The sequence below is a fragment of the Streptomyces sp. NBC_00554 genome, from assembly GCF_041431135.1.
Lineage (GTDB): Bacteria > Actinomycetota > Actinomycetes > Streptomycetales > Streptomycetaceae > Streptomyces.
Genome location: NZ_CP107799.1, coordinates 4,508,304 through 4,526,406, shown reverse-complemented (window position 1 = coordinate 4,526,406; position 18,103 = coordinate 4,508,304). Strand labels below are relative to the sequence as shown.

Annotated in this window: 16 protein-coding genes; 8 read left to right on the top strand and 8 right to left on the bottom strand. The window is 72.4% G+C overall.

Going from position 1 to position 18,103, the window contains the following annotated elements:
* Positions 1 to 69 precede the first annotated feature (69 nt).
* Together OG266_RS19710 and OG266_RS19705 are read left to right on the top strand one after the other, a co-directional pair.
* Positions 70 to 849: an SDR family oxidoreductase gene (locus tag OG266_RS19710; protein ID WP_329546300.1), complete on the top strand. Its 780-nt coding sequence runs from the start codon at positions 70 to 72 to the stop codon at positions 847 to 849.
* 331 nt (positions 850 to 1,180) lie between these two features.
* Positions 1,181 to 4,684, top strand: a complete 3,504-nt coding sequence (locus tag OG266_RS19705) for a BTAD domain-containing putative transcriptional regulator (protein WP_371547382.1) — start codon at positions 1,181 to 1,183, stop codon at positions 4,682 to 4,684.
* Positions 4,685 to 4,753: 69 nt separating this feature from the next.
* On the opposite strand, the gene OG266_RS19700 is transcribed toward OG266_RS19705, so the two are convergent.
* The 4 genes from OG266_RS19700 to OG266_RS19685 form a co-directional block, all read right to left on the bottom strand.
* Entirely contained in the window at positions 4,754 to 6,460 is a 1,707-nt protein-coding gene (locus tag OG266_RS19700; protein WP_371547380.1) for a bifunctional 3'-5' exonuclease/DNA polymerase, read from the bottom strand.
* 93 nt (positions 6,461 to 6,553) lie between these two features.
* Positions 6,554 to 7,288: a Clp protease N-terminal domain-containing protein gene (locus OG266_RS19695; protein WP_371547377.1), complete on the bottom strand. Its 735-nt coding sequence runs from the start codon at positions 7,286 to 7,288 to the stop codon at positions 6,554 to 6,556.
* Positions 7,289 to 7,542: 254 nt separating this feature from the next.
* Positions 7,543 to 9,714: an FtsX-like permease family protein gene (locus tag OG266_RS19690; protein ID WP_371547374.1), complete on the bottom strand. Its 2,172-nt coding sequence runs from the start codon at positions 9,712 to 9,714 to the stop codon at positions 7,543 to 7,545.
* Between the two features lie 2 nt (positions 9,715 to 9,716).
* A complete protein-coding gene (locus tag OG266_RS19685; RefSeq protein ID WP_371547371.1) occupies positions 9,717 to 10,487 on the bottom strand; it encodes an ABC transporter ATP-binding protein in 771 nt (256 codons plus the stop codon).
* Positions 10,488 to 10,645: 158 nt separating this feature from the next.
* On the opposite strand from OG266_RS19685, the gene OG266_RS19680 reads away from it, so the two are divergent.
* Complete coding sequence (locus OG266_RS19680) at positions 10,646 to 11,770, top strand: DUF2786 domain-containing protein (RefSeq protein ID WP_266457147.1); 1,125 nt, start codon at positions 10,646 to 10,648, stop codon at positions 11,768 to 11,770.
* 19 nt (positions 11,771 to 11,789) lie between these two features.
* On the opposite strand, the gene OG266_RS19675 is transcribed toward OG266_RS19680, so the two are convergent.
* On the bottom strand, positions 11,790 to 12,332 hold the full coding sequence (locus tag OG266_RS19675; protein WP_266457144.1) for a DUF4232 domain-containing protein: 543 nt from the start codon (positions 12,330 to 12,332) through the stop codon (positions 11,790 to 11,792).
* Positions 12,333 to 12,486: 154 nt separating this feature from the next.
* Here OG266_RS19675 and OG266_RS19670 point away from each other — a divergent pair, with 154 nt between their 5' ends.
* Positions 12,487 to 14,874, top strand: a complete 2,388-nt coding sequence (locus tag OG266_RS19670; protein WP_371547367.1) for an FUSC family protein — start codon at positions 12,487 to 12,489, stop codon at positions 14,872 to 14,874.
* A gap of 7 nt (positions 14,875 to 14,881) precedes the next feature.
* Here the strand turns inward: OG266_RS19670 and OG266_RS19665 are convergent, their stop codons facing one another.
* Genes OG266_RS19665 through rpmB form a run of 3 tightly spaced genes read right to left on the bottom strand, consistent with a single transcriptional unit; the run spans position 14,882 to position 15,986 of the window.
* On the bottom strand, positions 14,882 to 15,391 hold the full coding sequence (locus OG266_RS19665) for a hypothetical protein (protein WP_371547366.1): 510 nt from the start codon (positions 15,389 to 15,391) through the stop codon (positions 14,882 to 14,884).
* 53 nt (positions 15,392 to 15,444) lie between these two features.
* On the bottom strand, positions 15,445 to 15,750 hold the full coding sequence (rpsN, locus tag OG266_RS19660) for a 30S ribosomal protein S14 (RefSeq protein ID WP_266830550.1): 306 nt from the start codon (positions 15,748 to 15,750) through the stop codon (positions 15,445 to 15,447).
* Positions 15,750 to 15,986 carry a 50S ribosomal protein L28 gene (rpmB, locus tag OG266_RS19655; RefSeq protein ID WP_266457126.1) on the bottom strand — a complete coding sequence of 79 codons (237 nt, stop codon included), beginning with the start codon at positions 15,984 to 15,986 and terminating at the stop codon, positions 15,750 to 15,752. The genes rpsN and rpmB overlap by 1 nt, the downstream gene beginning before the upstream one ends.
* A 62-nt stretch (positions 15,987 to 16,048) precedes the next feature.
* Here rpmB and rpmG point away from each other — a divergent pair, with 62 nt between their 5' ends.
* From rpmG to rpsR, 4 genes are read left to right on the top strand one after another with little or no spacing between them, the layout of a single operon-like run.
* Positions 16,049 to 16,213: a 50S ribosomal protein L33 gene (gene rpmG, locus OG266_RS19650; RefSeq protein ID WP_266457123.1), complete on the top strand. Its 165-nt coding sequence runs from the start codon at positions 16,049 to 16,051 to the stop codon at positions 16,211 to 16,213.
* A 5-nt stretch (positions 16,214 to 16,218) separates the two neighbouring features.
* Complete coding sequence (locus OG266_RS19645) at positions 16,219 to 16,482, top strand: type B 50S ribosomal protein L31 (protein ID WP_266457120.1); 264 nt, start codon at positions 16,219 to 16,221, stop codon at positions 16,480 to 16,482.
* Positions 16,482 to 17,651, top strand: a complete 1,170-nt coding sequence (locus tag OG266_RS19640) for a GTP-binding protein (RefSeq protein ID WP_371547362.1) — start codon at positions 16,482 to 16,484, stop codon at positions 17,649 to 17,651. The genes OG266_RS19645 and OG266_RS19640 overlap by 1 nt, the downstream gene beginning before the upstream one ends.
* 4 nt (positions 17,652 to 17,655) lie before the next feature.
* The gene (rpsR, locus tag OG266_RS19635) at positions 17,656 to 17,889 is read left to right on the top strand and encodes a 30S ribosomal protein S18 (protein WP_371547360.1); all 234 of its coding nucleotides are present in this window, start codon (positions 17,656 to 17,658) and stop codon (positions 17,887 to 17,889) included.
* Positions 17,890 to 18,103 lie beyond the last annotated feature (214 nt).

Below are 18,103 nucleotides of genomic sequence, written 5' to 3'. Positions count from 1 at the left end.
CCAGCCGCGTGGTCGGTCGCGTGCCGACCCGCGCGCTGTCACCTGGGGCGCGGCATTTAGGGTGCGGACATGACCTCGCAGACCTACCTTTCTGAACTGTTTTCGCTGGACGGCCGGGTTGCCGTGGTGACGGGGGGTAGTTCCGGCATCGGGCGGGCTATTGCCGGGGCGCTCGGGCGGGCGGGTGCGAGTGTTGTGGTTGTGGCTCGTAAGGAGTCGGAACTGGTTGCCACCGTTGAGGAGTTGGTGGCGGACGGTTGCCGGGCGGCCTGGGTGAGTGGCGATCTGAGTACCCGCGACGGGGTGCGTGCGGCGGCGGAGCAGGCGGCCGGGGTGTTCGGGGAGCCCGACATTCTCGTCAACTGTGCCGGGGTCAATCTGCGCCCGCCGATGGGCGAGCTGGACGAGGATGTGTGGGACACCACGATGGCGGTGAACCTGGAGGCGCCCTACTTGCTGGGCCGCAGGTTCGGGCCCGGTATGGCCGAGCGGGGCTTCGGGCGGATCATCCACATCACCTCCCAGCAGGCGCACCGGGCGTTCGTCCAGAGTGGTGCGTACGGGGTCTCCAAGGGTGCGTTGGAGTCGCTGGCCCGCTCCCAGGCCGAGGCGTGGTCGCCGCACGGCGTCACCTGCAACACGCTGGTGCCGGGCTTTGTGATGACTCCGCTCAACGCACGGTTGTCGTCCGACCCGGAGAAGGTGGCGGCGCTGGCCGCGCGCACGATGGTCGGGCGCAACGGTCTGGCCGAGGACTTCGCGGGTGCGGTGGTGTTCCTCGCGAGCCGCGCCTCCGCGTACGTCACCGGGCAGTCGGTCTTCGTCGACGGCGGGTTCTCCGTTCACTGAACCGGGAACCGAGAACCGAGAGTCGAGCACCGTTGTCACATGTCCGCCGGCTTGTACTCGGGCTGACACGACAGACGGAGGCCCCGGTCGCTCACCTCGACGACTGGGGCCTCTCGCGTCCCCGGATCCGGCCACGGCGGTGACACTCCCCCGAGTTACGCGTTGAACGCGCGCGCCGTCGGGCCAGATCCGATGTAGTGATCACATCAGGCCACGCCAACGGATCGCTAACATAATGGCCAACGGTTCCACGGGGAACTGAGCGCCGGGCGGCCGGAAGTCGCCGTTGGCGCGGTCGGGTTGGTGTGCGGGAAGGCAGTGGGGCGGCGTTATGCGGGACGGGCTGCGGCGTGGACTGCGGTTCGGGCTGCTGGGGCCACCGGTTCTGTACGACGCAGACGGCGAGGTTCGGTCGGTCGGTGGCGGGAAGATGCGTGCCCTGCTGGTCGCGCTGCTGCTGGAGCCGGGCCGGGTCGTCTCGGTCGATGTGCTCAAGGACGCGTTGTGGGGCGGGGCGCCACCGGCCTCCGCGCAGGCCTCGCTGCAGAACCATGTGACGCGGCTACGGCGCCTCCTCGACGATCCGGAACGGCTGCGGGCCGTGCCGCCGGGGTACGTCCTGCGCGTCGGCGAGGGCGAGTTGGACGTCCGTGTCTTCGAGAACCACGTCACGGCCGCGCGTGCAGCGCATGCCGGGCGCGATTGGGAGCGTGCGTTGCGGGAGTCCGCGACCGCGCTGGCGCTGTGGCGCGGCACGCCCCTGAGCGGGCTCCCGCCCGAGGGCGGCGGGTACGCGCTCGTCCAGCGGCTCACGGAGGCGCGGCTGCTTGTTCTGGAGTGGGGGTACGAGGCTGAGTTGTGCCTTGCGGGGGCGGGTGCGGGGGGTGCCGGGGGCCTTGGGGCGGATGGGGGTTTCGGGGAGCAGCTTGGGGCGGGCGGGGGTTCCGGGGGGTTTGGGGCGGGCGGCTGTTCCGGGGTGGCTCGACTGGACCGTCTTGCACCGGAGTTGGCCGCCCTTGTCGCCGAGCATCCTCTCCGTGAGGCCTTCCACCGGCTGCTGATGCTCGTGCTGCATCGCACCGGACGCCGGGCCGAAGCCCTCGCCGTCCACCGCGACCTGCGGGCCCGCCTGGTCGAGGAACTCGGCGTCGAACCGGGAGCCGCGGTGCGGGAGGCGCACCTGGAGATCCTTCGGGAGGGGGACGGGGGGAACGGGGCGGAGGTTCTTGGGAACTTCGGCTGGGGGGAGCGGGATGCGGGCGAGGGCGAAGGGGTGGGGGGCTCGGGGGCGCGGTCTTTGGTGTCTGGCTCTGCGGGTTCTCGTTCTGAGGGGTCCGGTTCCGAGGGGTCCCGTTCCGCAGGGTCCGGTTCCGTGGGTTCTCGTGCCGCAGGGTCCGGCTCCGCGGGATCCCGTTCCGCAGGGTCCGCTTCCGTGGGTTCTCGTTCCGCAAGGTCCGGCTCCGCAGGCTCCCGCTCCGCCGAGTCCGTCTCCTCAGAGCCGCGCGACTCAGAGTCAGGCCGTCCGGAGTCCCGCCTCCCGGAGCCAAGCCCCCCGGAGTCCGGTGCTGCGGAGTCCGGTCCTGCCGGTTCCCTACCTGCCGGTTCCGCACCCGCGGGTTCCGCCCCGTCAGCCCGCACCCCCTCTCACCCCACCCCGCCCCGCCCCGCCCAACTCCCGCCTCCCCCCGCGCACTTCACCGGCCGGAGCGACGTACAAGAGGCGTTGCGCCCGGTCCTCGACGCGGATCACGGTCACCACACCACCGGCCCCCGCGTCGCCGTCATCAGCGGTATGGCGGGCGTCGGTAAGAGCGCGCTCGCGCTGCACGTGGCGCATGGGCTGAGGGAGCGTTTCCCTGACGGGCAGCTGTACTTCAACCTGCACGGGGCCACGCCCGGAATGACCCCGCTCACGCCCGGTCAGGCGCTCGCCGCTCTGCTGCGCGACCTCGGTACGGAGCCGCGCCGCATCCCCGAACACCCGGACGCGGCAGCCGCGTTGCTCCGGTCGCTGCTCGCGCCGACCCGCACACTGATGGTGCTCGACGACGCCGCGCACGCCGGGCAGGTACGGCCGTTGCTGCCCGCCGGCGCGGGGTGTGCGGTGATCGTGACGAGCCGTTCGCCGCTCACGGCACTGGACGGCGCGCATCGTTTCCCACTTGCGCCGCTGTCGGACGAGGACAGCGCGGTGCTGCTCCGCGCGGTCTCCGGACGGGTGGAGGGGCTCGACGGCGGACACCCCCTCGTCGAACTCACCGGCCGGCTGCCGCTCGCCCTCCGTATCGTCGCGGCCCGCCTCGCCGCGCGCCGCGCGCTCACGCCGGACGCGCTGGCCGGCCAACTGGCCGCCACGGAGGGACGGTTGCACCATCTCGAGTACGACGACCTGAGCGTACGAAGGTCGCTGGCCGTCGCCCATGACGCGCTGCACGCCTCGGAGCGGCAGGCCGACCGGGACGCGGCGCTCGCCCTGCGCCGTATCGGCGCGCTCGACCTCCCCGCGTACGGGGCACCCCTCCTCGCCCGGCTCACCGGCACGGACGAACGCCGCGCCGAGGCCGCCCTCGACCGCCTCGTCGACGTCGCCCTCCTGGAGGAGACGGCCTACGGCCGCTACGCACCCCACGACCTGGTTCGCGACTTCGCCCGCGAGATCGCGGCGACACCGGCCCCCGCGCCACCCGGCGATGCACTCACTCCGACAGACACCCCCATCCCGGCCGAACGCGCCCTCCGTTGGTACGCCGCCGTAGCCGCACGCACCCTCGCCGCGATCGTCGAGCCGGGCCTCGACCGCGACGACCGCAGCAGGCCGACCACCTCGCAGCCGCCCTCGCACGCGGCGGACGTCGCGGCCACGCAGCCGTTCGGTTCCGCGAAGGAGGCCTTCGCCTGGGGTGATCTGGAGCTGGAGAACGTGGTCGCGCTGGTGGAGCGGTATGCGCAGGTGTGCTCGTACGTTCCCGTTCTGGTGCGCCTGCTCCACCCGTACGCCCAACGCAGTGGCCGCGTCGCCGAGTCGGAGGTGCTCCAGCGGTCGGCGCTCCGTGCCGCGCGACGGCTCGGGGACGAGGCCGCCGAGGCGTACGCGCTCGGAGATCTCGCGGGGCTGCACTTCATGACCGGGCGCGCGGGCGAGGCGCTCGCGCTGAACGACGAGGCGCTGGCGATCTGGCGTCGGCTCGGGGTCCTGTCGTGGGTACGGCGGGGCCTGAACAACCGCGGCATGCTCCTCGAAGGGCTCGGCCGGCACGACGAGTCCAGCGAAGCGCTGCTGCAAAGCCTCGAACTCTCACGGCGGTTGGGGGACCAGCACACCGAGGCCATCACCTACAGCAACCTCGGCAACCTGTACGAGCACACGGACCCCCGGGCCGCCATCGACCACCACAAGCGGAGCCTCGGGCTCGGCGACGCGCTGGACGACGTGATCATCCGGCACTCCGCGCACTGCAACATCGGCTACGCCCATCTCACCCTCGGTGAACCGGCCGCCGCGCTACCGCACTTCGAGGAGAGCCTGCGCATTCTCGGCAGCCACGGCGACTGGCACGGCGAGGCCCAGACCCGCCTCGGGCTGGTGCGCGCCCTGCGCGGAGTGGGACTCGGCGAGCGGGCCGCCCGCGAGTGCGACCTGCTCCTCGGCCGTGCCGACAGCCGCGCCGACGGGTACAGCGGAGGGCTCGCCCGTCACCAGCGCGGGCTGCTGCTGAGCATGGAGGGTGACACCGAGGGGGCGTACGGGCAGTGGCGGTCGGCCCTCGAAGCGCTGGACGGGACGGACACCCCGGTGGTGGGGGAGCTGCGGGAACTCCTCAAGTCCCGGCCGTAGCAAGAAGTCCCGGCCGTAGCAGGAAGTCCCGGCCCGAGGTGAGCTGTCCCAGCCGTAGCGAGCTCGAGCTCACTTCGCGTCCGCATAGCACTCCACCACCGCCGTCGTGAACGGAAAACGCACCGGTGTCTCGCCGAACGTGAGGCGGCCCGCGAGATCGGACGCCTCACGGATCGCGGTCACCACGGTGTCCGCCTCCTCGGCGGGGCAGTGCACGATCACCTCGTCGTGCTGGAAGAAGACCAGCTCGGCCGCCATGTCCGTGCAGGTGCGCCGGAGGGCGGCGAGCACCAGCAGGGTCCACTCGGCGGCGCTGCCCTGGACGACGAAGTTACGGGCGAAGCGGCCGCGTGCGCGGGAGTTGGAGGAGGCATAGCCGGGAACCCAGGCGGACGTCTGGTCGCCGGTGGTCTCGGCGGGGTCGTCCTGCGGCAGCCCCGCCTCCTCGGACGCGGATGCGGCGGCGTCGGACGCGCCGACCGCCGGAGGGCACGTACGCCCCAGCCAGGTCCGGACGAGCCGCCCCTCTTCGCCCGCCCGCGCCGCGTCGTCCACATAGGCGACGGCCTTGGGGAAGCGGCGGCGCAGCAGGGCTAGGTTCTTCAGCCCGTCTCCGGACGTCTGCCCGTACACGGCCCCCAGCACGGCGAGCTTCGCCTGGGCCCGGTCGCCGGAGAACGCCCGGTCCGACACCGACTGGTACAGGTCGCTCTCGCGGCCCGCGACCTCCATCAGCCCCGGATCGCGGGAGATCGCCGCGAGCACCCGGGGCTCCATCTGGTCGGCGTCGGCCACGACGAGCCGCCAGCCGGGGTCGGCGACCACCGCGCGGCGGATCACCTTGGGGATCTGCAGCGCCCCGCCGCCGTTGGTCACCCACCGCCCGGTGACCGTCCCGCCCGGCAGGTACTCGGGCCTGAACCGTCCGTCCCGCACCCAGTCCTGGAGCCAGGACCAGCCGTGCGCCACCCAGATCCGGTACAGCTTCTTGTACTCGATCAGCGGCTTCACCGCCGGATGGTCGATGGACTCGATCTCCCAGCGCCGGGTGGACTTGACCTTGATACCGGCCCCCGCGAAGGCCTTTATGACGTCCGCTGGCAGGTCGGGCCTGACCCGCCTCCCGAAGGCCGCCGAGACCTCTTCGGCGAGCTCGGCCAGCCGCCGGGGTTCGCCCCCGCCCGCATACCGCTCGCCGAGCAGTTCGTGCAGCACCTCCCGGTGGACGTCCGCGCTCCAGGGCAGCCCCGACTCGTTCATCTCGGCGGCCACCAGCATCCCCGCCGACTCGGCCGTCGTCAGCAGGTGCATCCGCTCGGGGAACGCGGTCGCTTCATGGCGGCGGCGCTGGTCCGCGTACACCTCCAGGAGGTCTTTCAGGGGTACGTGGACCGGGCGCGGTTCGAAGAGGGACGACTGCGAGCCGGGCTCGGCGGCGCGCTGGGGAGGGTCCGGCGGTACGGGGCCGCCGCGCAGTCTCGCGAGCGCGGCGGCCGCCGACCTGGGTTCGCCGAGCCGTCCCTCGTGGCCGAGGAGCAGCGTCTCGGCGGCCTCGATGTCGTAACACCGCTCCACTCGCACCCCCGTGGCGAGCAGTCGCGGATATACGTCGGCCGTGGACCGCCAGACCCACCGGGTCACGTCCGGCCGTGTCCGCACGGCGTCGACGAGATCCGGTTCCCTGCGCACCGGGCCTGCGGGCAGCCCGTCCGGGCCGAGGGGGGCGACCTCCGCGCCGCCGTCCTCGGCCGGTGCGAGTGCCCACCGGTCGGTCATGATTGCGAGTCTCGCAGGAGGGTCTGACAACAGCCCCGAAGCAGGCCTGCCGTTCTGTCCCGGGGGCGGTCGGTCGGCCTGCCCGATGCCTGTTCAGCCGGTCTGCTGGTTCGCCTTCACGATCTCCTCGATGACGTGGGCGATGTGGGCCTCGGCCGCCGTCTTCTCGAGGCCGAGGCCGCTGAGAAGGCCCTCGCCGTTCTCGTGCTCGAGGAGGGCCAGGAGGATGTGCTCGGTGCCGACGTAGTTGTGGCCGAGGCGGAGGGCCTCGCGGAAGGTGAGTTCCAGGACCTTCTTGGCGGCGGGGCCGTACGGGACGAGTTCGGGGACGTCCTCGACGGCCGGCGGGAGCGCCGCGGTCGCCGCCTCGCGGACGGCGTCCAGGGTTACGCCCTGCGCGGTGATCGCCTTGGCGCCGAGCCCCTCGGGTTCGGCGAGGAGGCCCAGCACGAGGTGCTCGGGGACGGTCTCGGCGTTGCCCGCGGTCTTCGCCGCGTTGTGGGCGGCCATGACCGTGTTCCGGGCGCGGGGTGTGTAGCGGCCGAAGCCCTGGCTGGGGTCGAGATCCGACTCCGCCTTCGGGACGAAGCGCTTCTGGGCGGCCTGGCGGGTGACTCCCATGCTCTTGCCGATGTCCGTCCAGGACGCGCCCGAACGCCGGGCCTGGTCCACGAAGTGGCCGATCAGGTGGTCGGCGACGTCGCCCAGGTGGTCCGCGGCGATCACCGCGTCCTGGAGCTGGTCGAGTGCGTTGGTGTGGACCTTCTTGATGGCGTCGATGAGGTCGTCGAGACGTACGGATGCGGTGCCGGGTGGGTTCGTGGTCATGTGTCAACCGTAGGTTGGCAGTAGGGGAGTGTCAACCCGAAGTTGACACCGCTGTGGGGGGTGAGGGGATGGGTTTTTCGCCCCCTCCGCCCCTACCCGTCCCGTACCTGGGGGCTGCGCCCCCAGACCCCCGCTGTCGGCCTGGACGGCCTCGTCCTCAAACGCCGGACGGGCTGGAACCGCGGCCCCCATGGGCGGGTGGGGGATCCGGACGGCACCGCCCGTCCTCAAACGCCGCACAGGCAGGACGGCGATCACCCCCGCCCCCAAGCCCCCACCCCCGAAACCCCCACCCCGATCACCAGGCACACTCCCACGCACCCGGCCACCACCCCCCACGGCACCCCCACCCCCACCGGCGCCGACAACCTCCCCAACGCCGCCGCCAACCCCGCGAGGTTCACCGCGGCGACGGTGCCCCCGAGCAGCGCCCCCACGCCGACCCCCACCACCGTCTCGCCCGCGACCACGCGCAGCACCTGCCCGTGAGTGGCCCCGGTGAGCCGCAGTGACCGCAGTTCCGCGCCCCGCGCGGAGGTGGCCATCAGGAGTGTCCCGGCGAGTGAGATCCCGGTGTAGACAAGGGCGATGCCGAGGACGACCAGCAGCCCCAGCCGGGTCTGTGGGCCGGTGCGCGGATGGGTGGCGGCCAGCCATGCCGAGGTGGTTCGGACCGTCCCGCCGGTCGACCGCAGCGCCGCGGCGACCGCCGCCCGGTCCGCAGCGCGCGCCACCCGCACATCGAGCCGGTCGACCGTGGCGCCCGGCGCGTTCGCCGAGGTCACGTACGCCCCGTTGTCCCCCGTCCCCTGCGCAAGGACCGCGACGATACGCAGCCGGGCGGGCCGTCCGTCCCCGAGCCGGACCCCGACCCACGAGCCCACCTCGTGCCGCTCCCACTCCTCGTTCACGACGATCGAGCGGTCGTCGAGATCGCGCACGTCGCCCGCCACCACCGGAAGCCGGGCCACCGACGCGAACGCCGCCACGTCGCTCACCGCCCGCGCGTCGGACCGTATGAGAGCCGTCCCTTCCTCCAGTACGAAGACCGCGGTGGAGGCGGTGGCCGAGACCGTGGCCCCCGCCACCCGCACCACCCCTGAGCCATCTCTCAATCCCGCTCCCTCTCCTGATCTATCTCCCAACCTCTCCCCAGTGACCACGAAATCCCCCCGAGTCTGCTCCCGCGCCTCCGTCGCCCGCGCCCCCGTCACCGTCGCGGCCGACCCCAGCAGCGAACCCGCCAGCGCCACCGTCACCAGAACGGGAGCCGCCACGGCGGCGGTTCGCCGCACGGACGTGGACGCGTTCTCGCGGATGAGGAGCCCGCCGGCTCCGGGCAGCAGGTCCAGCCGGAGCAGCCGTACGACCGGACGCACCAGGATCGGCGCCAGCGCAGCCACCCCCGTGATCAGCACCATCGGCTGCGTCACGTACGTCTTCCGCTTGAGCAGTGCGGCCGGATCCGTCCCCAACGTCCAGGCCAGCAGCCCGAGTCCGGCCGCGAGCAGTGTGAAACCGACCGCCCGCCGCGACCACGGCATCAGGCCCGTGTCCACCGACGCCTCGCGCAACGCCTCGACGGGACCGATACGGGCCGCCCGCCGCGAGGCCGCCCACGCACCGACGACGGCCACCAACAACCCGGCACAGTAGGCGACTTGGTAGGGCCGGCTGACCGACCCGCGCAGCGCGAACCACGGAGGTGCCACGCCGCCGTCCACCAGCGCCCGCACCAGCCATGGCGCTGCCCAGGATCCCCACACACATCCAACCGCCGAGGCCACGAGCCCCACCGCGACCGCCTCCCCGAGCACCATGCGCCGCACCTGACCGGGCGTCGCCCCGGCCATCCGGAGCAGCCCGAACTCCCGCCGCCGCAGCGCGACTACGAACGCGAACGTCGACGCCGTCACGAAGACCGACACGAAGGCCGTGACCCCGGCGGCGGTGCCCAGCAGGGAGTTGACCCCGACCAGCGCCTCGGCGTCGCGAGCGACGGAGGGGTCGGCCTGGTGGCGGTCGTCGCCGGTCAGGACACGGCCGCGGTCGCCGACAAGCTCTCGTACGGCCGCGACGGGGGCATCGACACCAACCGCGTCCCGTACATCCCCGTCCACCCGTACTTGTCCCAATTCCCGCAGCTCGGCGATCAGTTCACTGTCCACAGGGTGTGGATGCGCCAGCTTCTTCGACACCTGGGCGGTACCCGGCCCCCGCCGGACCTCCACCGTGAGCGTGTCCCGGCCCATCACCACGACCGGCGACGAGGCGAACCTCTCCGGCGCCCGTGGGGGTGCGTCGAGGGAGGCGGTGAGGCCGAGCCCCATCGCCGTCATCACGGCGACTCCGAGCGCGACGGCGACGAAGGAGCCGAGGAGGGACGCCCAGCGCGCACGCAAGGACGACAAGGTCAAGGCTGCCAAGGTCAGCACGCCACACGCCCCAGACCGGTCGGCCCGGTCGGCCTGGTGGGTCCGGTCGGTCCGGTCAGTCCGGCCATGTGCCCGGCGATCTCCTCCGCCGAAGGGGCCGCCAGCTCCCCGCTCACTCGCCCGTCGACCAGGAACACCACCCGGTCTGCGTACGAGGCGGCCACCGGGTCGTGCGTGACCATGACCGTCGTCTGGCCTTCGCGGTCCACCAACTCCCGTAGCAGGGACAGCACTTCGCGGCTCGTCCCGGTGTCGAGGGCGCCCGTCGGCTCGTCGCCGAAGAGCACGGACGGGCGGGTGATCAGCGCCCGGGCGAGCGCCACCCGTTGCTGCTGCCCGCCGGACAGCTGCGACGGCCGGTGTCCGGCGCGGTCAGCGAGGCCCACCCGGGCCAGCGCCTCCCGCACAGCCCCGCGCGCGGGCCGCCGCCCGGCCAGCCGCAACGGCAGTGCCACGTTCTGCGCGGCCGTCAGTGACGGCAGCAGGTTGAACGACTGGAACACGAACCCGATCCGCTCCCGCCGCAGCAGCGTCCGCCGCCGCTCGCTCAGCCCGGCCAGCTCGACCCCGTCGACGGCCACGGTCCCGGAACTCGGCCGCTCCAGCCCGGCCGCGCACTGCAGCAAGGTCGACTTCCCCGACCCCGACGGACCCATCACGGCGCTGAAGGTCCCGGCGCCGAAGTCCAGGTCGACCCCGTCCAGGGCGGCCACGGCGCCATAGTCACGGCGCAGGGATCGGATACGTACGGCTGTGGTGTCCATGCCCTCCAGCGAACCGTCCGGAGACCGCCAGGACACGACCACCAGGGGGTCTCCTGCGGGTAGGGCCAGCCGTACCCGCAGGCCGGGCCGTACCCGCACGCCGGGCCATACCCGCAGGCCGGGCCGTACCACCAGTGGGCCCGTGACACGATCGAGGGATGAGCAGCAGTACGCCCAGCACCGTGGAGCGCGCCTTCGAGGCCGCCCTCTACGCCGACTCCGACGCGGCCCTCGACACCGGCGCCTCGATGCTCGCGGCCGACCCCGCTTCGGACTCCGAACTAGCCCACCGCGGCGAGGAGTTCGTCGCCGGGGCGTGGCGGCGCGGCTGGCAGCCCGCCGATCTCGTACGGTTCGTGCGGCGCGAGCTGGAGGACGTACACGTACACCTGGTGTCGGCGCTGATCGTGAGCGAGAGCCGGGAGCCCCGGGGCCCGCGCTGGGCGGCACAGCTCGAAGAACTGGACGCACAGCCACCCCGCACCGACCGCTTCTCCTACGCCACGGCCGCCCTGGAGCTGTACCGGCTGCTCCTCCGTCTCCCCTCCATCGAGCCACTGGACGTACCCGCGGGGACAACGGCCGCCGCCCCGCAGGACTCCCGCATGCTCACCCGCATCCGTGCCCTGCTGGCGAAGGCCGAGGCGACCGGGTTCCCGGAGGAGGCGGAGGCGTTGAGCGCCAAGGCGCAGGAGCTGATGGCGCGGCACAGCATCGACGAGGCGCTGCTTGCGGCCCGTACGCATGCCAAGGACGCGCCCGGAGCCTGCCGGATCGGGGTCGAGGCGCCGTACGAGACGGCCAAGGCGGTGCTCCTGGACGCGGTGGCCGGGGCGAACCGCTGCCGCGCCGTGTGGAACGACGCCCTCGGCTTCTCGACCGTCGTCGGCTTCGAACCCGATCTGGAGGCGGTCGAACTCCTCTACACCTCACTGCTGGTGCAGGCCACCGCCGCGATGACGAAGGCGGAGGCGGCGCAGCGGGCGGGCGGACGGAAACGTACGAAGACCTTCCGGCAGTCGTTCCTGGCCGCGTACGCGCACCGGATCGGCGACCGGCTCGCGTCCGCCGCGGAGAGCCAGGAGAGCCAAGTGACGGCTGCCGAGGGGGAGTTGCTGCCGGTCCTGGTGGCCCGCGACGTGGCGGTCGCGGACCACATGGAGCGCATGTTCCCTCAGACGGTGACCACCAGGCTGCGCGGGGTGACCGACGCGGCCGGCTGGGAGGAGGGGGCCGCGGCGGCGGACCGGGCGCAGGTCAGGGGGCGACGCCCGATCCCGTGACCGTTGCGTACTAGGGGGCTCAGTCGCCCGCGTGCTGGAACGGGCTCACGGAGGCGTCCGGGTCGCTCGCCTCGGTCTTCCCCGCGACGGGGCCGTACGACCACGGGAAGTCCTTGGTGGCGGTGGCGCCCGGCAGGCTGATCTTCACCGTCTTCGCGTCGAGGCTCTTGGCGTCGGCCGCGTCGCCCCGTACGTAGGTGATGGTGAAGGTCGCGGTGTCGTCCTTCGCCAGGGTCAGCTTCTCCGGCTGTGCGGCCTCGTCCCCGGCCACGGTCGCGGAGGACTCGCCGGCGTTGAGGTCGATGACGGGAAAGCCCTCCAGCGTGCACTGGTCGCCGCTGTTGGTGATCGTGAAGGGCACGATGCCGGTGTCGCCGGCGGCCGGGGCCTCGCTGGCGGGGCCGACCTCCAGGCCGACCTGGCCGATCTCGCAGGCAGTGGCGGCGGCAGCGGCATCCGTGGCGGAGGCCGTGGCCTTCGTGTCGCTGCCACCGCCATCGCTGCAGGCGGTCAGGGTGAGGGCCGCCACGAGGGCGGTGACGGCGATCGGTATGGCGCGCATGTTCTGGTTCCCCTGAGATCGTGACGGTGCTCCCAGGATCATCACGCATATCGCTGTGCTCCCGTTCCACCACCCCCGGCCGTCTCATCTCCCGGCCCCGTCCCCCGGCTCCCTCCGGACCGCAAACCCCCCGAAACCTCCGTACGCTGGCAAAATGAGCTGGCTCCGGGCGCTGAGGGAGACCACACGCTCGGGTCTGCGGGTCGAGCGGAAGCGTCTCGAACCGCTGATCGCCCTGCGCGGCGCGGTGGGGCTCGCGCTGGTGATCGCGGTGAGCCTGTGGGCGTTCGGGCCCGGGGCGGCGGCGAGCTCGGCGTTCGGGGCGTTCCAGGCGGCGATCGCCACGTTCCAGCGCAGCTGGCGCCCGCGCCCCGAACTCGCCCTGGCCTCCGGCACGAGCCTCGCCGTCTCCACGTTCCTCGGCTACCTCACCATCTCCCACCTGGTGCTGTTCCTGGCACTGCTGGTGGTGTGGACGTTCCTGGCGGGGATGAGCTGGGCGGCGGGCCCGACCATCGGCCTGATCGCCTCCTCGAACGTCGCGATCATGCTGGTCACGGTCACGCTGCCGACATCGGTCGCGCAGGCGGCGGGCCACGCGGCGATGATGATCGTGGGCGGCCTTGTGCAGGCGGTGCTCATCGTGCTTTTTCCGGTACGGCGATGGGGCGCCCACCGTGACGCGCTGGCCGACGCCCTGGCCTCCGAGGCGGACTACGCGCGCCGCCTCCGCCAGGACCCGCTGGCTGCCTTCGACCCGCTCCCGCTCATGGAGGCCCGCAACGCGGCGGCCGTCACTCCGCGCCAGGCCCGCACCCGCCCCGCCGAACTCCACGGCACCCGCGGCCTCGCCGAACGCATCCGCCCCGTCCTCGCCTCCCTCGCCGACCCGGCGATGGGCGTCCCACCCGCTGGCCGCGCCCGCGACCGGGTCCACGAACTCCTCGACTCCGCGGCCGCCATCCTCGACGCCACCGCCCAAGCCATCCGCCACGGAACCCCGGTCTCCCTCCCCCCGAACGCAGTCGCCACCTTCAAAACCCCCGACACGGGCTCCATCCTGACGGGCCCCCCGTACCGCGCGGCGAGACGCCTGAAAACCCTCTTGGAGGACGTGGCGGAAACGGCAGCGGGCACAGAGGAGGACCCACCGAGCCGCCTCCGATCCGCCCTCGCTGCGGGCACGCGTGCCGCTACAACCGTCCTAGCTGCGGTCGCGCGTGCCGCTACAACCATCCTCGCTGTGGGCATGCGTGCCGCTAGGGGCGGCGCCCGTCCCAAATTGAGCGGCACCCCGCAAGCGCCGGGCTCCGCGACCCACCCGACCCCAGCCCCCACCCCGGGCACCCGGAAAGGCAAAGGCCCCCACCCGAAGGGCCCCAAGACCCCCACCCCCACTCCTCCCAAGCTCCGCCCCACCCTCCCCCAACTGATCCCCGCAGCCCTCCACGCCATGCGAAGAGAACTCCACCGAGGCTCCCCCATCACCCGCCACGCGACCCGCGTGACCGCGGTGGCCGCCACCGGCTACCTCCTCGGCACCTGGCTCCCCCTGGGCCACGGCTACTGGGCCCCGCTGACCTCGGTCATGGTCATGCGCCCCGACTTCTCACAGACGTACAGCCGCGCAGTCGCCCGCTTCGCCGGCACCCTCGTAGGCGTAGCCCTGGCCACAGGAGTCGTACAGGCGGCGCACCCGGACACGAACCTCTCGGCCACCCTCGCCGTGATCAGCGCCGCGTCCATGTACCTGCTGATGCGCACCGGCCAGATCGCCGCCCAGGCCTGCACCGCCGCGTACGTCGTCTTCCTGCTAGGCATGGGCGGCGAGGAGTGGACGCAGACGGTCCCCGAACGCGTACTGCTCACCCTGCTGGGCGGGCTCCTCGCGGTGATCGCGTACGCGGTCTACCCGGCCTGGGAGACCCCGAGGCTGCGCACGCGCCTCGCCGACTGGCTGGCCGCGCTGGGCAGTTACGCGGCAGCGGTGGTCAGCAGGTACGCCGACCCCACCGCCGACCCCGACGTCCGCGAGGCACTCCTCGCCTCCCGCGCCGCCCGCGCGTCCTGGCACGCGGCCGTGGCCCGCGCCCAGGACGAGCCGGTACGCCACCGGGGCCTGTCCAGGACCGCGGCCGAGGACGCCGAGGACGCTGTCGCCCAGCTGGGCCGCGTCGCCATGCTGATGGAGGCCCACCTCCCGGACCGGGAAGCGCCCCCCGTCCCGGCCGCCGCCCGCTTCGCCGAGGCCCTGCGCACGGCCACCGAACAGGGCGCGAAGGCGATACGAGAGCGTCGCGTCCCGCGCTGGGACGCCGTACGCGAGGCCCTGGAGGCCTGGGACAGCGAGGGCATCCCCGAGGACGGACCCGAAGCGGTGGTCCGCCAGGGCGCGGGCCTGCTCCTGAACTCCCTCACCGAACTCTCCGAGGCCCTCGACACCGCCGTACCCCCGATGACGGCTGGCGGGTCCACGAAGCCGAACGGGTCCACAAAGCCGAACGGGCCGCGGAACCCGAAGGATTCCGCGGCCCGGCAGTGAGAGAACGTCAGCCCAGACTCGCCGTAGGCAACCCACTGGGCAGCTGCCCGCCCTCGGACCTCGTGTACGACTCCGCGCCGAGATCGCCCTCCCACGTGACCTTCATGGCCGTACCGCTCACGGAGTCGACCATCCCGACCGCGCGGTCCTTGTTGCCGTTCGTGCAGGTCAGGCGGATCATCCGCATGCCCGACTCCTCGCCCGCCGTACCGCTGCACACCGTGCCGCCGGTCTCGAAGAGCCCCGCCTGCGTGCCGGTGATCACCAGCGCCACGGCCTTGCCGTCGGTGGTGGCCAGCCAACTGCCCTCCAGCTGGCCGCCGGAGGAGGCGGAAGGGGATCCCGAACCGCCGCCCGTGTCGGCCGATCCGCTCGCGGACGCGCTGGGGCTCGCGGACTCGTCCGCGGAGCCGTCGTCGCCGCTGCAACCGGTCAGCACGAGCGCGGCGGCCAGGGCCGCGACCGCGGACGCTGCCGTGATACGTGCCTGACGCAGCGGGAAGGTCGCCGAAGCCACTGAAGCCCCCAAGTGTGGTGAAGATGCCGGGTCACCGGAATGACCGCAGCAAGTTACCAGGAGGACTTGCGAACCCCCGGAAGGAATCCGGCGTGCGCTTGCTCACGCAGATTCACCCGGGAGAGGCCGAAGGTACGGAGATAGCCGCGGGGGCGGCCGTCCACGCTGTCCCGGTTGCGTACGCGGGTGGCGCTGGCGTCACGCGGCTGCCTGCGCAACTCCTCCTGGGCGGCGAGCCGTTCGGCCCCGCTCGACGAGGGCCGGCGGATGATCTCCTTCAGCTCGGCCCGCCGGGCGGCGTACCGCGCGACGATCTCCTGGCGCCTGTCGTTCTTCGCGATCTTGCTCTTCTTCGCCATCAGACCTTCCCTCCTCGGGCGCGAATCCTCGCCACGGCCGCCTCGACGCCGATCGTGTCGACCGTCTTGATCCCCCGCGCGCTCAGCCGCAGCCGTACGTGCCGGCCCTCGCTCGGCAGCCAGTAGCGCTTGCGCTGGATGTTGGGGTCGAAGCGGCGTGAGGTGCGCCGGTGGGAGTGGGAGATCCGATTGCCGAAACCCGGCTGGGCGCCGGTCAGCATGCAGTGGGCGGACAAGGGTGACGCACCTCTCCAGTTCGCTGGTTGGTAATGGGAGTCGTTTTCAGTAAGGTACCAGCATGGCACGCAACGAACTCCGTCCGGTCGTCAAACTCCGGTCGACGGCCGGGACCGGCTACACGTACGTCACCCGCAAGAACCGCCGGAACGACCCGGACCGGATGGTCCTGCGCAAGTTCGACCCGGTCGTCCGCAGGCACGTCGACTTCCGAGAGGAGCGCTGACCGTCATGCGCGAAGGAATCCACCCGTCGTACGGCCCGGTCGTCTTCCGGGACCGCGCCGCGAACCACGCCTTCCTCACCCGCTCGACGCTCTCCGCCACGGCGGGCGAGAAGACGATCGAGTGGGAGGACGGCAACACCTACCCCGTCTTCGACGTCGAGATCTCGAACGTGAGCCACCCCTTCTACACGGGCAACGCGCGCGTGCTGGACACCGCGGGCCGCGTGGAGCGCTTCGAGCGACGGTTCGGCAAGCGCGGGGGCCGCTGATGGACGGCGGGGGGCTGTCCGTCGCGATCGTCGGCGGACTGCACGCCGATGCCCGCAGGGCGGCCGTCGAGCGTCTCCTTGTGGACGTCCCGAACAGCGTCGCGCTCCACCACGACCTTTCAACGGCCGCTGCGGGGACGGTCCTCCGTACGGTCCGGGACGCCGTTGGCGTGCTGTCCGCCGGCGAGGCTCCCCTCGTCAACGACTGCGCGTGCTGCGCCCTGCGCGAGGACCTGGTGCCGGAGCTGGAGCGGCTGGCGGACGAGGGGCGTACGAGGCTCGCGGTCGTGGAGCTGTGGGACTCGGTCGAGCCGAAGGCCATGGCCGAGGTCGTGGCGTCCAGTGGTCTCACGCTGACCGGCGTGATCACCGCAGTCGACCCCGCCCTGCTGCTGCCCTACCTCGGCAACGGCGACGACCTCGCCGACGGCGGCCTGGCCGCTGCCACCACCGACCAGCGCACGGTCGCCGACACCTTTGCCCGCCAGCTGGAGTACGCGCCCGTCCTCGCCATCGTTCCCTCCGAGGAGGCGGACGACGAGGACCGCGCACTGCTGGCCCAGTTGCATCCGACGGCCCGGCAAGTGCCGATCGGGGAGGGCGACTTCGGCTGGCCGCTGCCGACTCCCCGCTCTCTGCTCGCCGAAGCCGCCCTCGCCGGGTTCGACGTCGAAGCGGCCGCCGCCGCCCAGCACCCAGCCTGTGCGCTGCTGCCGGCCGATGCCGACGAGTGCGGGGTCGCCACCCTCGTATGGCACCGGTGTCGTCCGTTCCACCCGGAGCGGCTGTACGAGGCGCTGGAGGATCTGACCTGCGCGGCCGCGCGCAGCCGGGGGCGGTTCTGGCTCGCCGACCGGCCCGACACGCTGCTGCACTGGGACGCGGCCGGGGGTGCGCTGTGCGTGGAGAGCGCGGGCCCGTGGCTGGCCTCGCTACCGGACGCGGCGTGGGACATGGTTCCGCCGGTGCGCCGGGCCGCCGCCGCCCTCGACTGGCACCCGGAGCACGGCGACTGCTGCCAGCACCTGGTCTTCACCTCTCCGGGTCTGGACCGCGACGGACTTGAACTGCTCCTGGAGTCCTGCCTGTTGACCGACGCCGAGTACGCCGCCGGACGCACCGCCTGGAAGCGGCTGCCGCCCGCCTTCGACAACCTCCTGGAGGTCTGACCCCATGGCTCGCAAGCCCGAGCGCAAGCCCGCGAAGTCCCGCCCCAATCCGCTGGACCGCGAGAAGATCACGTACATCGACTACAAGGACACGGACCTGCTGCGCCGCTTCATCTCCGACCGCGGCAAGATCCGCAGTCGCCGCGTCACCCGGGTGACGGCGCAGCAGCAGCGGATGCTGGCCCGCGCGATCAAGAACGCACGGGAGATGGCGCTGCTGCCGTACGCCGGCCGCTGAGCGATCCGCCTGTTTTCGCCCCCAATTTGTCGAGATTTCACGGACGTTGGAACACCCGGGCCACCGCGCGCGTCTCCTCTTATGAGCACGGGGGGCTGGAGGTCGTGTGTAACGCGATCTTCTGGGAATGCGCTGGACCGGCTGTAGTCGTCTGTACAACCGCCTGTAGTCGAAGTGGCGGCAAAAGCTGTAACCACAGGACCACCCCGCGTGC